The sequence below is a fragment of the Paenarthrobacter sp. Y-19 genome (genome assembly GCF_029223985.1).
GTDB classification, from domain to species: domain Bacteria; phylum Actinomycetota; class Actinomycetes; order Actinomycetales; family Micrococcaceae; genus Arthrobacter; species Arthrobacter nicotinovorans.
Map to the genome: position 1 here is coordinate 947,027 of NZ_CP119414.1, position 14,363 is coordinate 961,389.

Here is a 14,363-nt window from a genome sequence, read left to right on the forward strand (position 1 = left end):
TTCATGACGCCAACACCGGACGCCAAGCCCCGTTCTGACCGCCAAATCGCCGAGGACATCCCCTATGGGGTGCGCATTGCTGCAGCCTGGTCGTGGCGGGCAGGTCTGATACTGCTCATGATCGGTGCTCTGGTGTGGCTCCTGGGGAAGGTCAGCTTCCTCATCATCCCCGTCATGGTGGCAGCGCTGCTGGCCGGTCTGCTCTATCCGGTGGTGGCCTGGTTGCGGAGCCGCAAACTTCCCAATGGCGCTGCCGTCGCCATTACCGTAGTCGGGTTCATCGGCGTCATTGCCGGCGCCCTGGCTCTTGTGGGCCGGCAGTTGGTGTCCGGCTTCGGCGCACTGTGGCAGGAAGCCCTCGCCGGAATCCAGCAGATCCAGACCTGGCTGGCCGACGGCCCCCTCCATCTCACCGCCGACCAGATCGACCAGTACATCGCCGATGGTGCCAACGCCCTGCAGAACAACAGCAGCAGCATCCTCAGCGGTGCCTTGTCCTTTGGCAGTACCGCAGGACACTTCGCGGCCGGCCTGGTGCTGGCGCTGTTCATCCTGATCTTCTTCCTGCTGGAGGGAAGCCGAATCTGGGCCTTCCTGGTACGCCTTCTGCCTAAAACGGCGCGGAGGGCAACCGACGGTGCAGGCCGGCGGGGTTGGACCTCGATGGTCAGTTACGTCCGGATCCAGATGTTCGTTGCCTTCGTGGACGCCGTAGGCATTGGTGTCGGTGCTGCGATCATCCAGGTCCCCTTGGCACTGCCCCTCGCCGTCCTTGTTTTCATCGGCTCGTTCATCCCTGTTGTGGGCGCGCTGGTCACCGGTGCCATCGCGGTGCTGCTGGCCCTCGTCGCCAATGGGCCCGTCAATGCCCTGATCATGCTGGCCATCGTCCTGCTGGTGCAGCAGCTTGAGAGTCACATCCTGCAGCCGCTGGTCATGGGCAAGGCTGTTGCCCTGCACCCGGTGGCCGTCATCCTCTCGGTGGCTGCAGGCTCTTATCTGGCAGGCATCCCGGGAGCCCTGTTCGCAGTTCCCCTGCTCGCCGTAGTAAACACGGCAGTTCGCTACATTGCCGGCCGGACGTGGGAACATGATGAAGGATTGGGTGGCGCCGGACTCCAACCGGCGGCCGCTTCCGCGGGTTCCGGCGACGCCAACTTCAAGGAAGTGCACCTTCCAAAGTCCGAATCCCGTCTCGCCAGGGGCGGCGCCGGCACGACCAAGGCTCCGGGGAGCACCTCTGCTGAGGGCCCCGAGGCCGACACCAACAAAGGAGAATAGTCAGTGAATACCCTCGATACCCTGCCCGTCACCCTGGACGATGTCCTCAAGGCGCAGGAGCTGCTCGAGGGCATTATTACCAAGACTCCGGTGGAGTCGTCCCGGGCGCTGGGCCACCTTGTGGGCGGAAATGTCTTCTTCAAGTGTGAGAACCTGCAGCGCGCCGGCTCGTTCAAAGTCCGTGGTGCCTATGTACGCATGGCCCGCCTCACTGCCGACGAAAAGAAGCGCGGTGTAGTGGCGGCCTCCGCCGGCAACCACGCCCAAGGTGTCGCAGTGGCCGCCAAGAGCCTGGGCATCAACGCCCGGATCTACATGCCGCTGGGCGTCGCCCTCCCCAAACTCGCCGCCACGCGCAGCCACGGGGCAGAGGTCATCCTTCACGGCCACAATGTGGACGAGGCACTGGCCGAAGCGCAACGCTACGCCAACGAAACCGGTGCCGTCTTCGTGCACCCCTTTGACAACGTGGATGTCGTAGCGGGTCAAGGCACCATCGGTCTGGAGATCCTGGAACAGATCCCCAATGTGGACACCATCCTTATGGGCGTCGGCGGCGGTGGACTGCTGGCCGGCGTGGCCGTGGCCATCAAAGCCCGCGCCAAGGAGCTTGGCCGTGAGATCAGGGTCATTGGTGTGCAGGCAGAAAACGCCGCGGCGTACCCGCCCTCCCTGGCTGCCGATGCCCTGGTGCCGCTCAAGAAGGTATCCACGATGGCTGACGGCATCGCAGTGGGACGACCGGGACAGCTGCCGTTCAGCATCATCCGAGAGCTTGTGGACGACGTTGTCACCGTCAGCGAAGACTCATTGGCCCGTGCGCTCATTTTCCTGCTGGAACGCGCAAAGATGGTCGTTGAGCCCGCCGGCGCGGTGGGAGTAGCCGCACTGATGGACGGCAAGATCGAAAACCCAGGGAACACCGCCGTCGTGCTTTCCGGCGGCAACATCGATCCCATGCTGATGCTGAAGGTCATCCAGCGCGGTTTGTCGGCTGCAGGCCGCTTCATGACGGTCCGTATGATGCTCGATGACCGTCCCGGCTCATTGGCTACGATCGCCCGGATCATCGCAGAGAACGATGCCAACGTGACCGGTCTGGACCACACGCGCCTGGGCGGTTCCATCAGCATGGGCGATGTCTCCATCACCATCAACCTGGAAACGAAGGGCCACGAACACGGCGAACAGGTCCTTGGCGCCTTGCGGGCCGAGGGCTTCCAGCCGATCGTGGTGCACTGACGGGAGGAGCGCCCATGGTGCTTGGAACGCCTGAAGGATCAAGAGCCGAAGCCGAGGAATCGCTGGCCGGGCGGGCGAAGGGCGGCCTGCTCTTCATGGGCGGTTTCGTGGTCCTGCTCTACGTCATCGAGATTCTCAATACGCTGATGCGGCACGCCCTGAACGCCACTTTCGGACTCCGCCCGCGCTCCATGGACGGTGTCCTGGACATCCTCACCTTTCCTTTGCTTCACGCAAACTTCAACCACCTGATCTCGAACACCTTGCCGCTGATCATCTTCGGTTTCCTGGTGTTCCTGTCCGGCATCCGCGTGTTCATCACGGCCCTGGCGTTCAGTTGGCTGGGGTCGGGGTTGACTGTGTGGCTCATCGGCGGGGGAGGGGTGACGGTTGGGGCCTCCGGGTTGGTGTTCGGCTTCTTCGCGTTCCTGCTGGTCCGGGGTTTCTTCAACCGGAGCTGGTGGCAGATCCTGCTGTCCGTGGTGCTGTTCATGGCCTACGGCAGCATCCTCTTCGGGGTGTTGCCTACGGTGATGGGCTACATCTCCTGGCAGGCCCACCTTGGTGGCGCCATCGGTGGCATCATCGCGGCCCTCTTGCTACGGCCCAAGCCCGCCATCACCCCCTGACCCAACGGGGACAGTAAGTCCCAAAGCTGGGCCGGGCACAAAAAACGCCGGCACCCTCCACAAAGGAGGGGCCGGCGTCGTGCTTGTGGTGCCCGGGCTGATGCCTAGGCGACGTACGGCTTGGCGGAGACGATCTCTACCGCGATTTCCTTGCCGTTGGGAGCGACGTAGCTGAGGCTGTCGCCTTCCTTGTGGCCGATGATGGCTGCACCGAGGGGCGACTTCTCGCTGAAGACATCCAGATCGGAATCTCCGGCGATTTCGCGCGAGCCCAGCAGGAACGTCTCTTCGTCACCGGCGATGCGGGCAACAACCAGCATGCCGGGCTCGACGATTCCGTCGTCGGCCGGGGCCTCGCCCACGTGCGCATCGCGCAGAAGGGCGGTCAGCTGGCGGATACGGGCTTCGATCTTGCCCTGCTCCTCCTTGGCTGCGTGGTAGCCGCCGTTTTCCTTGAGGTCGCCTTCCTGGCGGGCAGCTTCGATCTTCTGGACGATTTCCGCCCGGCCAGCGCCGGAAAGGTGGTCCAGCTCAGCCTTCAAGCGGTCGAAAGCTTCCTGGGTAAGCCAAGCCGCAGTGGCGCTGTTGGTGGTAGACACGGATTTCTCCTCTAGATCTGACAATGCAAAAGACCCCGCCGAGGTGGCCACTCGTAAAACTCAGTAACCAACTTAACGGGGTGAAGGTTTCATCCATTGTAGTAAATCCTCTGGACGAACCCAAACCGGTTGAGCCGTAGGTCACACGTTTGTTATTTGCCGCTGTCCACAATCCAGCAGTTATCCACGACGCCGGAGACAGACGGGGACTCGGTCCTCAGGGTGGTCCGCTGGACAGTGGTCCTCCCGCCGTCGGGGTCGTCCTGGGGCTCGTTGGCGCCGATCTCGACCACCTTCCAACCCACTACTGCGAACTTCGAGTCCAGGGCCTTGATGGCGCATTTCGCGGTGGCGCGAGGGGACTTGGTGACTTGGTAATCGACCTCGGCCTGGGTATCGTCCACCGTGCTGTAGCCAATGTCTTTGAACGTGACCGGAGCCTGCGCGGACCCTGTCGCGACATACCCGGCCAAGCCAATGGCGACCACCAGCGCGGCGATGATGATGTTCCGCTTGGTTTTGCCTGTCATGGCGCGCTTTTGACCGCCGTAGCGATTGGCTAGGCTGGTGCTTGCCGGTACTTGGGTGGCCGAAAGGTCCTCTGAAGTCACCCATCCAGTTTAGTGCCGATCCCGGTGGCACTTTGCCGCCCCTGAAGCAGATCCATGAAAGAGGAGCCGTCACGTGACAGCGTCCAGCAGTTCCGACCAGCAGCTGCGGCTGCTCGCCGTCCACGCCCACCCGGATGATGAGTCCAGCAAGGGTGCAGCAACCATGGCGATGTACGCCGCCGCAGGCGTGGACGTCATGGTCGCCACGTGCACGGACGGATCACGTGGAGACATCCAGAACCCCGCCATGGAGGATGCCCCGCATCCCAAGCGTGACATGGCCGGTGCGCGCCGGCTGGAAATGGCCAACGCGGCAGCGGTGCTGGGAATCAAACAGCGCTGGCTCGGATTCGTGGACTCAGGCCTGCCGGAAGGAGATCCCCTCCCGCCGCTGCCGCCGGGATGCTTCGCGTTGCAGCCGCTGGAACGGGCTTCAGCTCCACTGGTGCGCCTGGTTCGTCAGTTCAAGCCTCACGTCATCCTCAGCTACGACGAAAACGGCGGTTATCCGCATCCGGACCACATCATGGCCCATAAGGTGGCGGTTGAAGCTTATGAAGCCGCGGGCGATCCCGAACGCTATCCCGGCATGGGCGAGCCGTGGGCCCCGGACAAGCTCTACTACGACCGTGCTTTCAGCCCCGCACGTTTCCGTGCGCTCCATTTCGCGTTGGAGGAAGCAGGGCTGCAGTCTCCGTACGCCGAGCGGCTGGCGGCGTGGTTGGAGGCCGACGCCGAGGGACACACGCCACCCGCCGGCGGTCACCAGACCACAACCCAGATCGACTGCGGCGACTACTTCGAGGTCCGCGACGACGCCCTGCGGGCCCACCGCACCCAGATCGACCCTTTGGGCTTCTTCTTTGCCGTATCGCCGGAACTGCAGCGGACCACATGGCCTTGGGAGGACTACACCCTGATCAAGTCCCGTGTGCCTTCCGAGCTGCCGGAAAAGGATCTCTTCGCAGGGATAAGATAAGAACGCCGGTAGTTTCTATCGTTCGTAGAAATTACCGGATGGCCCATCAGCATCCCGGTTACGCTTTGCCGGCCGGCGCGCACCAGTTCCCATAGAAGGTTTGACCGTGCACCACTTGATTCTCGCCCTGACCGTCACTCCGTCGCCCGATCCCACGGGCACGCTGCGGCCCGGCCTGTCCGAGGATCAGGTGACGCCGGGCACGTGGGGTTTCGTCCTCACGGCCTTCATCGTGATCCTCACTACCTTCCTGATCGTGGACATGGTCCGGAGGATCCGACGCGTCCGCTATCGCGCACAGGTAGAGGAAGCCCGTCTGGCTGCTGAAGCGGGTGAGCCGTCCGCGGACGGGAATCCGGCACAAAGCGGCGGTCCCGCTGACGAGATCGGCAATGGCGGCCCCGGAGCCCGCTAAAACGGGCGGAACCGGCTGTCCCGGGGCAAGCGATGCCCTGGGTTCGGAACCCTCTGCCTATCTCCGGCAACACGCGGGCAAACCCGTCCACTGCCGTCCGTTCGGGGATGACGGCTTGGCGTTTGCCGCTGCCGGGTTGCGGCCGCCGTCGCCGGTCCTGGCTCGCGGCATCGCCGCGAACTGTGCGGCGCGTTGCTGACGTCGCCCGCCCAGGGGTGGTGGTCGCCATCAAACGTACGACGACGCGTCCCCGGCCCCCGAAGTGACGTCCCGTTGCTGCCTCCATAACTGGGGCGCGGCTTGCCGCCATGGCTGTGGGCGGTGAACCCGTCTTTCCGGGTTAGCTTCTTTGCGGGCTAGCTCAGGACGGCCATCATGATGGCGATGAAGTGCGCGGCGAAGGCCAGCACGGTAAAGGCGTGGAACAGTTCGTGGAAACCAAAGTTCCGGGCGCTGAAATTTGGCTTCTTGAGGGCGTAGAACACTGCGCCGGCAATGTACAGGGCGCCGCCGACGCAAATGAGGATGGCTGCGGCGGCATTCGCGGCGAAGAACTGCGGCAGGTAGAACAGGGCCCCGCAACCGAGGGCGATGTAAACCGGGACGTAGAGCCAGCGCGGAGCATGGGTCCACAGAATCCGGAACAAGACGCCGACGATCGCCCCGGACCACACAAGCCATAGCAAGGTGACAGCTTCAGAGCGTTCCAGCAGGGACCATGCCAGGGGCGTGTAGCTCCCGGCGATCACCAGCATGATGTTGGTATGGTCCAGCCGTTTGAGGAGCATGCGGACCTTGGGGGACCAGTTTCCCCGGTGGTACACGGCGCTGACGCCAAACAGCAGGAAACCGGTCAGGGCATAAATGGTGGACGTGACTTTGCGGTCCGGAGTGGGAGCAACCGTCACCAGGACTATCCCTGCTGCAAGTGCAAAAGGAGCGGCAACTGCGTGGATCCATCCACGCCAGAGGGGCTTGGTTTCGAGGAGCTCAGCCATGCTCCAAGAATAACCTACGTTTCGGTAAGTTACTTCTGGGTAACAAGTGTTGGGCGGTTTTTGACTGTCCACTGCACCGCCCCGGCAGCTCGGGAAGGTAGCCTTGGATGTGCGTCGTCGTACAAGCAAGGAAGTCAGGTGAGAGTCCGGTGGAGCTGCCCGGTTTCCTCTATGGCTTCTACGAGCGCAAACTCCTGCGCTCACTCAAGCAGGACCAGATCCCACGGCACATCGGCGTCATGGTGGACGGCAACCGGCGCTGGGCGCGCCAGTTCAATGCTCCCACCAGCCAAGGACACCAGGCCGGCGCAGACAAGATCCACGAATTTCTGGGATGGTGCCAGGAACTGGGCGTCAAGGTCGTCACGCTCTACATGCTCTCCACGGACAACATGAACCGCTCCGGTGAGGAGCTGGACCTGCTCATGGGCATCATCGCCAACACCATGGACCGGCTCGACGAAGACGAAGACGTGTCCGTCCACGCCATGGGAGCACCGGAACTTTTGCCGGACTACCTGGCTGACCGGCTGAACAAACTCACGTCCCGGACGCCGGTCCACGAAAAGATCCACGTCAACGTCGCAGTCGGCTACGGTGGCCGCCGCGAAATTGTCGACGCCGTCAGGGAACTCCTGCACGACGCCGCCTCCAAAGGACGCACCATGTCCGAGGTGGCAGATGAACTTTCAGTGGACGACATCTCCCGGTTCCTCTACACCCGGGGCCAACCCGATCCGGACCTGGTGATCCGCACTTCAGGCGAGCAGCGGCTCTCCGGATTCCTCATGTGGCAAAGCGCTTACAGCGAGTTCTACTTCTGCGAAGCCCTGTGGCCGGCCTTCCGCAAGGTCGATTTCCTCCGTGCGCTCAGGGATTATGCCGGGCGGCAGCGCCGCTACGGAACCTAGCCCAGGCGCGGTTCACCGAAAATTAACGAGCCCGACATGCGACTTGCCGACGACGGATTGCGGAAATGAATGTGTCGGGGATTACGTTAATCCCATCAGCAGGCAAAACCGCCCGCTGATCGGGGAGGCCAGTATATGGAGCGGAACATCGCACCAGTTACATGGGAGGCCACGCCCGGCCTTCCGGCCGAGCCGCTTCACCATTAGGCCGGGCGACCGCCCGGGGCTGGAGTCGATGTGGCTATTTCTGAGCAACTGCCCGCAATGGTTTCCGACGGGGAAAGTGCAGCTACCTCTCGCGCCAAGCGGGTCCCACAAAAAGCGCGGGCAACAGCGTCCGCCACGGGCCGCAGCTATGTGATCGATACATCCGTCCTGCTTTCCGATCCCCACGCACTCCTGCGGTTCGCAGAACATGAGGTCATCGTTCCCATCGTGGTCATCAGTGAACTCGAGGGAAAGCGCCACGATCCGGAACTTGGCTACTTCGCCAGGAAAGCCCTGCGTCTCCTCGACGATCTCAGGATCGAACACGGCGGACTGGACCGGGCCATTCCCCTGGGGAACGACGGCGGGCTGCTCAGGGTGGAAATGAACCACATTTCCCCGGACGTGCTTCCTGCGGGCTTCCGCGGTGGCGACAACGACAGCCGGATCCTGGCCGTGGCCAAGAACCTGGCCAACGAGGGCCACAACGTCACGGTGGTCTCCAAAGACCTCCCCATGCGGGTCAAGGCGTCCGCCATGGGACTCCAGGCGGACGAGTACCGCAACGAACTCGTCAAGGACTCCGGCTGGACCGGTATGGCGGAAATAGAAGCCAACGACGACGAAATCACCACGCTCTACGGCCATGAACCTGTCTTCATTCCCGCAGCCGCCGAACTCCCCGTGAACACCGGACTGGTGCTTCTGTCGAACAGGGGATCCGCTCTGGGTCGCGTGGGAGCCGACAAGCAGGTCCGTCTGGTCAAGGGCGACCGGGACGTCTTTGGCCTCCACGGACGCTCCGCCGAACAGCGGCTGGCCATCGACATGCTCATGGACCCTTCCGTGGGCATCGTGTCCATCGGCGGACGGGCAGGCACAGGCAAGTCCGCGCTCGCCCTCTGCGCAGGCCTTGAAGCCGTACTGGAGCGCCGTGAGCACCGGAAGGTGGTCGTCTTCCGGCCCCTGTACGCAGTGGGCGGCCAGGAGCTCGGCTACCTTCCCGGATCCGAATCCGAAAAAATGAACCCGTGGGCCCAGGCCGTGTTCGATACCCTCGGCGCGTTGGTCAGCCAGGAAGTCGTGGAAGAAGTCATGGACCGCGGCATGCTGGAAGTCCTGCCCCTGACCCACATCCGCGGGCGTTCGCTGCACGATGCCTTCGTCATCGTGGATGAAGCCCAGTCGCTCGAAAAGAACGTCCTGCTGACCGTCATGAGCCGCATCGGTCAAAACTCCAAGATCGTCCTCACCCACGATGTTGCCCAGCGCGACAACCTGCGCGTGGGACGGCACGACGGCGTTGCCGCCGTCGTGGAGACCCTCAAGGGGCATCCGCTGTTCGGGCACATCACGCTGACCCGGTCCGAGCGGTCGCCGATTGCTGCCCTTGTTACGGAATTGCTGGAGGGTGCCGAGATCTAAGCATCTCCTTGGAACGTGGTGTCAAGGGCCGTGGTCCGGTTCACCGGGCCACGGCCCTTCGCCGTCGCTTGGACACAACGCAGGTGCGGCTAGAGCTTCAGGTAGTTCTTGAGTTCGTCGTGGCCTTGGACTGTGAGGGTCCAGTCGGGGCGTTTGAAGGTGGTGGGGGTGAGGCGGACTCTTTGGACTTCTTCGACCTTCTCTCCCCAGGCGTCGCGGAAGATGCCGTTGGGTTCGTAGCCGAGGCTGGTGGAGACGCCCAAGGACTTCCGGTTCCAGACGGCGGCGTCGGATTCGGCCACTTCGGCGCCAAGGTAGTCGAAGGCGTAGCTGACGACGGCGGTACGCATCTCCTTGCCGACGCCCTGGCCCTGAGCGGACTGCTTGAGCCAGGAACCCGTGCTTACTGTTTTGAGCGTCGCGAAGTTCCTGGCACCGAGGTCCTGAACGCCGAGGAATTCGTCGTCGCGCCAGACCGCCAGGAGGAGGGTCCAGGAATCCTTGGTGAAGTTTGCACGGCACCGCCAGTACCACTGGGCCATGTTCGGTGCCAGCTCGTCCTCCGGCATCTCAGCCCACGGCATGCTGAAAGGGCTCTTGCCGGGTTCGTGGATCCCTGAGCGGGCCGCGTCCACAGCGGCGGGGATGTCGTCGTCGAGAATCGGACGGAGGGTCAGCCTCGGGGTGGTGAGAATGAGTCCGAACGGGGGCCAGAAGTCTGCCAGCGATGTCATCGCCGTAGTTTAGCCCGAAAAGGCGAGGCGGTCAGGCGGCCGGGCCGATGTCCCACGGAATGTGCCGCCGGACGTCCGTGAGATTCATGGACTCCGCCAGGAACAGGTCATCGAGCATGTACTCGTCCACACCCAGGATCTTCAGCCAATGGCCTGTACCGGAGGTGTCGCCATCCAGGCTCTGACTGGCCACGCAGACCCCTGTTCCGGTGTCGATCCTGATCAGCGTCCGGCCGGGATGGACCAAGGGCTGGGCGGGATCGGAAGGAACGTAGGTCCGGCTGGGCGTAACGATGGTTTCCAGGGCAGGACGGCCCTCGTGGTCCACTTCCCTGGGGGGTTCGAGGAAGACGCGGTTGGTGTCCGGGAATTCGATGGGAACCGGCGCGTTGCCGGCCAACTCCACTGGATCCAAGGCTGCAGCCAGGCGGCCATTGCCGAAGGACGGCTCACCGTACGCCGCCTCGGGACGCCTGCGCACCAGCCCGGCGTCGTCGTAGACAGGCGTCACCAGATGCGCCGGCAGCAGCCAGGACCGTCGCGTGGAGCTGACGTACAGGTCATCCCGGGAGTCGTTGATGCCGGTGGTGCTGTGGAGCAATTGACCCTCAGCCGTCTCAAGTCGGAGGGCGCCCGGGCGCCGCAGCCAGGCACGGACAATATTGGCGCCACTGCCGGGCCGCTCAAGATACTCAAATCGCAGGGTGGTCCATTTCCATGGCGAAGAACGGCATAGATTCCGGAATGTGGAGGACAAGTCAAAGCCCGGTTCGTCTGCACTGTAGCGCCCCATATCCACAGTTTACCCAAGCGTTCAAACGGGTCGGACGAGCAAAACGGGGTAGCATCCGAGGGTGATCCGACGACTCTCCGAGCTCTGGACAGCCAGCCCGCTGGGTTTTTGGCTGGTGGCGGCAGCCTGCCTGTATTTCGTGGTGATGGCTGTCCGGCTCACGGTCATCGACGTCCGCAGCCACTTGCTGCCCAACCGGATTGTGCTTCCGTCCTACGGGGTGGCCGGAGTGCTGTTGCTCGCTGCCGCGATCGCGGCCTCGCTCCCCGGTACCCCTACGCGAGGGGCAGCATCCGCCACTCTGTTGGGGGTGCCAGGGCTGGCGGTTCTGGCCGGCGGCGCGGCCCTCTGGTTCTTCTATTTCGTGCTGCGGTTCATCCATCCACCAGGGATGGGCTTTGGCGACGTGAAGCTGGCCGGGGTGCTGGGCCTCTACCTGGGCTATTTGGGTTGGAGCCACATCTTTGCCGGAACCTTTGCGGCCTTCCTCCTGGGAGGGCTGTGGAGCTTGTTCATCCTTGCCGCACGGCGGGGAACGCTGCGTTCGGCCATTCCGTTCGGTCCTTTCATGCTGGCCGGAGCAGCTGTTGCGATGGTGCTGCTGCCCGCATGAGGCTAGCCTGTCTGCAAGGCTGCAAACCGCGCCGGGACCGACCATTCTTGTGAGGAACGCTGAACCATGGGTGCCCCGGATTTTGTGCTCAGACTGCGGAAGAAGATCGGCCATGACCCCCTCTGGCTGCCGGCCGTCAGGGGAGTGGTCTTCGACGACGAAGGCAGGGTGCTGCTGGGCCAGCGGGCCGACAACGGGCACTGGGCCCTCATCACCGGAATGCTCGAACCGGGCGAACACCCCGCCCCAGGGCTGGTGCGCGAGATCTTCGAGGAGACTGCGGTGGTGGCGGAAACGGAACGGATTGTCGGCGTCGGCGTTGTAGGTCCCGTGACCTTCCCGAACGGCGACGTGTGCGACTTCCTGGACATCACCTTCCGGTGCAGGTACGTCTCGGGAGACGCCAGGGTCAATGACGACGAATCACTGGCCGTGGGCTGGTTCGCCTTGGACGATCTTCCGGAGATGAGCGCCGGCAACCTTGAAGCCATCAGGCTTGCCACGGAGCCCGAAGGCCCCGTGGCTTACCAAATGGAGGATTAGTGCTGTTGGCTTCCGGCGTCGGCTGTCAGGCGATCCGTCCTGAGGTCGTCCTCGTCCGGCGCCGTCTGCGTGGTTTCACGGCGCTCAGCCTCAAGCCTGTCAGCCTCCGCGCCCCCGATTGCTTCACCACGGGCCACCATGCCGGCGGTGTCGGAGAGTGGGATCTGCTTCAGCGTGATGGCCAAAACCAGGGCGATGGCGATGAACGGCACCAGGTACCAGAACACTGGAGCCAAGGAATTGGCGTACGCGTTCACAATCGCATCCCGCAACTGCTCAGGCAGCTGCGCCAGGGCTTGGGGATCAAGCGTGCTGGTGGACTGCGAAGCCTGCTCCGCAGAAGCGCCGGCACCGGTGAATGCCTCCCTGAGTGATTCAGCCAGGCGGTTGGTGAAGATGGAACCGAACACTGCGACACCCAGTGATGCACCGACCTCGCGGAAGTAGTTGTTGGTGCTGGTTGCCGTGCCGATCTGGTCCGCCGGAACGGAGTTCTGCACCACCAGGACGATGACCTGCATGATCAGCCCCAGGCCGGCACCGAAGATGAACAGCTGCACGCAGATGACCCAGATCGGGGTTGCTGCCGTCAGGGTGGTCAGCCACAGCATGGCCGCAATGGTCAACGCCGCACCCAGGATCGGGAACATCTTGTACTTGCCGGTCTTGGAAATACAGATACCGGAGTAGATGGACGTGCCCATCAGGCCAACCATCATCGGCAGCATGAGCAGCCCGGATTCGGCTGCTGAAGTACCGGAAGACATCTGCAGGAAGGTGGGCACGAACGCGATGGCAGCGAACATGCCCAGGCCGAGCGTGAAGCCGATGGCGGTCGCGTTGATGAAGATCGGGTTCTTGAACAGGCTCAGCGGAATGATGGGGTCCTCGGCGCGCCGTTCAACCAAGACGAAGGCAAAGGCGGCCAGCACCATGCCGGCGCCAAAGGCCCAGGTGAGGGGCGAATCCCAGCCTTCGTCCTTCTTGCCGCCGAAGTCGGTGAAGAAGATAAGGCAGGTGGTGGCGGCAGAGAGGAAGATGACTCCCAGGATGTCGATCTTCTTTTCGGCCTTTTTGTTGGGAAGCGTCAAGGTGAACCATGCGGTGATAAACGCCGCGATTCCGATGGGGATGTTGATGTAGAACGCCCATTCCCACGTGAGGTGGTCCACGAAGAAGCCGCCCAGCAGCGGTCCGGCGACGGCGGAGAGACCGAAGATGGCGCCCAGCGGACCCATGTACTTGCCGCGCTCCTTGGCGGGAACGATGTCGGCGATGATGGCCTGCGAGAGGATCATCAGGCCGCCGCCGCCCAGACCCTGGATGGCGCGGAAGATCACGAAGCCCCAGAAGTCGGTGGCGAAAGCGCAGCCCACCGAAGCGAGGGTAAACAGGGCGATGGCAACCAGGAACAGGTTGCGCCGGCCCAGGATGTCACCGAACTTGCCGTAGATGGGCATGACGATCGTGGTGGCCAGGAGATAGGCCGTGGTGATCCAGGCCTGGTGCTCGACACCGCCGAGCTTTCCCACGATGGTGGGCATGGCGGTGGAAACGATGGTTTGGTCGAGGCTGGACAGGAGCATGCCTGCGATCAGCGCCGAGAAGATGATCCAGATCCGTTTCTGGGTCAGCAGCAGTGGTTCTGCCGCCTTCGAGAGTGTACTCATGCGGGGTCCTTCGGTGTCTGTACAGGAGTGGTGTCCAGCGGTTGCGATAAGAGTTTCCGGGCTGCTGCAAGGTTCTGGTCCAGGAGCTCGCGGTAAGGCCGCGTGTTGTCCTCCGAGAAGAACTGATGGGATGTCTTCTTGGAAACAGCGCCGAACACGGCTGAGGCCATGATGATCTCCGGATGTCCGGGGGAGAGGCCCTCACGGGCGGCGATCAGTTCCATGAACTGCCGCTCCCTGGCCTCGCCTTCAAGGGTCATGCGGCCCAGGAGCTGGGGCTCGGCCTTGATGGCAGCAATCAGTTGCTGGATCTCGGTACGGCTGATGGTGGAACGCTCCACGATGTCCACGGTGAGGTGGTACAGCGCAGCGAGCAACGTGGCGGAGATGCCGTCTGGCAGCCGTTCAGGATCCCGGTTGAAGTTATCCAGCGAATCCTGGGGCAGGTCATCGGAGAATGCTCCGATGACTGCGTCTTCCTTGGAGTGGAAGTAGTTGAAGAAGGTCCGGCGGGAGATGCCCGCCTCTTCGCACACCTCTTCCACGGTGTAGCCATTCAGGCCGCGTTCGGCGGTCAGGGTTCGTGCGACTGCCGTGATGGCCAGCCGCGTGGCGGCGCGCTTGCGCTCGCGGAGGCCGCCGTCGATATTTGCACTATTACTCACAAAGTAAAGTTTTGCACTTTCCGCCGAAGGGTGCAAAATCTCGCTCGG

Annotated in this window: 16 protein-coding genes; 9 read left to right on the forward strand and 7 right to left on the reverse strand. The window is 63.1% G+C overall.

The window, feature by feature from the left end:
* Window positions 1-3: 3 nt before the first annotated feature.
* From PYR64_RS04490 to PYR64_RS04500, 3 genes are read left to right on the forward strand one after another with little or no spacing between them, the layout of a single operon-like run.
* Window positions 4-1,281 carry an AI-2E family transporter gene (locus tag PYR64_RS04490; protein ID WP_018777288.1) on the forward strand — a complete coding sequence of 426 codons (1,278 nt, stop codon included), beginning with the start codon at window positions 4-6 and terminating at the stop codon, window positions 1,279-1,281.
* 3 nt (window positions 1,282-1,284) lie between these two features.
* Window positions 1,285-2,523, forward strand: a complete 1,239-nt coding sequence (gene ilvA / locus PYR64_RS04495) for a threonine ammonia-lyase (protein WP_018777289.1) — start codon at window positions 1,285-1,287, stop codon at window positions 2,521-2,523.
* Window positions 2,524-2,537: 14 nt separating this feature from the next.
* Entirely contained in the window at window positions 2,538-3,152 is a 615-nt protein-coding gene (locus tag PYR64_RS04500; RefSeq protein WP_018777290.1) for a rhomboid family intramembrane serine protease, read from the forward strand.
* A gap of 104 nt (window positions 3,153-3,256) precedes the next feature.
* Here the strand turns inward: PYR64_RS04500 and greA are convergent, their stop codons facing one another.
* Window positions 3,257-3,751 (reverse strand): transcription elongation factor GreA, encoded by a 495-nt coding sequence (gene greA, locus PYR64_RS04505; protein WP_018777291.1) that lies wholly within the window; start codon window positions 3,749-3,751, stop codon window positions 3,257-3,259.
* A 152-nt stretch (window positions 3,752-3,903) separates the two neighbouring features.
* A complete protein-coding gene (locus PYR64_RS04510) occupies window positions 3,904-4,362 on the reverse strand; it encodes a DUF4307 domain-containing protein (RefSeq protein ID WP_018777292.1) in 459 nt (152 codons plus the stop codon).
* 73 nt (window positions 4,363-4,435) lie between these two features.
* Between PYR64_RS04510 and mca the strand changes: the two genes are divergently transcribed.
* Both mca and PYR64_RS04520 read left to right on the forward strand, forming a co-directional pair.
* Window positions 4,436-5,341, forward strand: a complete 906-nt coding sequence (mca, locus tag PYR64_RS04515) for a mycothiol conjugate amidase Mca (protein WP_039240309.1) — start codon at window positions 4,436-4,438, stop codon at window positions 5,339-5,341.
* A gap of 106 nt (window positions 5,342-5,447) precedes the next feature.
* Entirely contained in the window at window positions 5,448-5,756 is a 309-nt protein-coding gene (locus PYR64_RS04520; RefSeq protein ID WP_039240527.1) for a hypothetical protein, read from the forward strand.
* A 356-nt stretch (window positions 5,757-6,112) separates the two neighbouring features.
* Here the strand turns inward: PYR64_RS04520 and PYR64_RS04525 are convergent, their stop codons facing one another.
* Window positions 6,113-6,754 (reverse strand): hemolysin III family protein, encoded by a 642-nt coding sequence (locus PYR64_RS04525; protein WP_039240310.1) that lies wholly within the window; start codon window positions 6,752-6,754, stop codon window positions 6,113-6,115.
* A 107-nt stretch (window positions 6,755-6,861) separates the two neighbouring features.
* Here PYR64_RS04525 and PYR64_RS04530 point away from each other — a divergent pair, with 107 nt between their 5' ends.
* Window positions 6,862-7,665, forward strand: coding sequence for an isoprenyl transferase (locus PYR64_RS04530; protein ID WP_052247135.1), 804 nt, complete (start codon window positions 6,862-6,864; stop codon window positions 7,663-7,665).
* 237 nt (window positions 7,666-7,902) lie between these two features.
* Window positions 7,903-9,297, forward strand: coding sequence for a PhoH family protein (locus PYR64_RS04535; RefSeq protein WP_026267103.1), 1,395 nt, complete (start codon window positions 7,903-7,905; stop codon window positions 9,295-9,297).
* Window positions 9,298-9,386: 89 nt separating this feature from the next.
* Here PYR64_RS04535 and PYR64_RS04540 read toward each other — a convergent pair whose 3' ends face one another.
* The gene (locus PYR64_RS04540) at window positions 9,387-10,031 is read right to left on the reverse strand and encodes a GNAT family protein (RefSeq protein WP_275778620.1); all 645 of its coding nucleotides are present in this window, start codon (window positions 10,029-10,031) and stop codon (window positions 9,387-9,389) included.
* A 31-nt stretch (window positions 10,032-10,062) separates the two neighbouring features.
* Entirely contained in the window at window positions 10,063-10,824 is a 762-nt protein-coding gene (locus PYR64_RS04545; RefSeq protein ID WP_275778622.1) for a hypothetical protein, read from the reverse strand.
* 61 nt (window positions 10,825-10,885) lie between these two features.
* Between PYR64_RS04545 and PYR64_RS04550 the strand changes: the two genes are divergently transcribed.
* Entirely contained in the window at window positions 10,886-11,437 is a 552-nt protein-coding gene (locus tag PYR64_RS04550) for an A24 family peptidase (protein WP_018777300.1), read from the forward strand.
* A gap of 66 nt (window positions 11,438-11,503) precedes the next feature.
* A complete protein-coding gene (locus tag PYR64_RS04555; protein WP_275778624.1) occupies window positions 11,504-11,980 on the forward strand; it encodes an NUDIX domain-containing protein in 477 nt (158 codons plus the stop codon).
* On the opposite strand, the gene PYR64_RS04560 is transcribed toward PYR64_RS04555, so the two are convergent.
* On the reverse strand, window positions 11,977-13,650 hold the full coding sequence (locus tag PYR64_RS04560) for an MDR family MFS transporter (RefSeq protein ID WP_275778626.1): 1,674 nt from the start codon (window positions 13,648-13,650) through the stop codon (window positions 11,977-11,979). The two genes, PYR64_RS04555 and PYR64_RS04560, sit on opposite strands and share 4 nt — an antisense overlap.
* The gene (locus tag PYR64_RS04565) at window positions 13,647-14,315 is read right to left on the reverse strand and encodes a TetR/AcrR family transcriptional regulator (protein WP_275778628.1); all 669 of its coding nucleotides are present in this window, start codon (window positions 14,313-14,315) and stop codon (window positions 13,647-13,649) included. Before PYR64_RS04565 ends, PYR64_RS04560 begins: the two co-directional genes overlap by 4 nt.
* Window positions 14,316-14,363 lie beyond the last annotated feature (48 nt).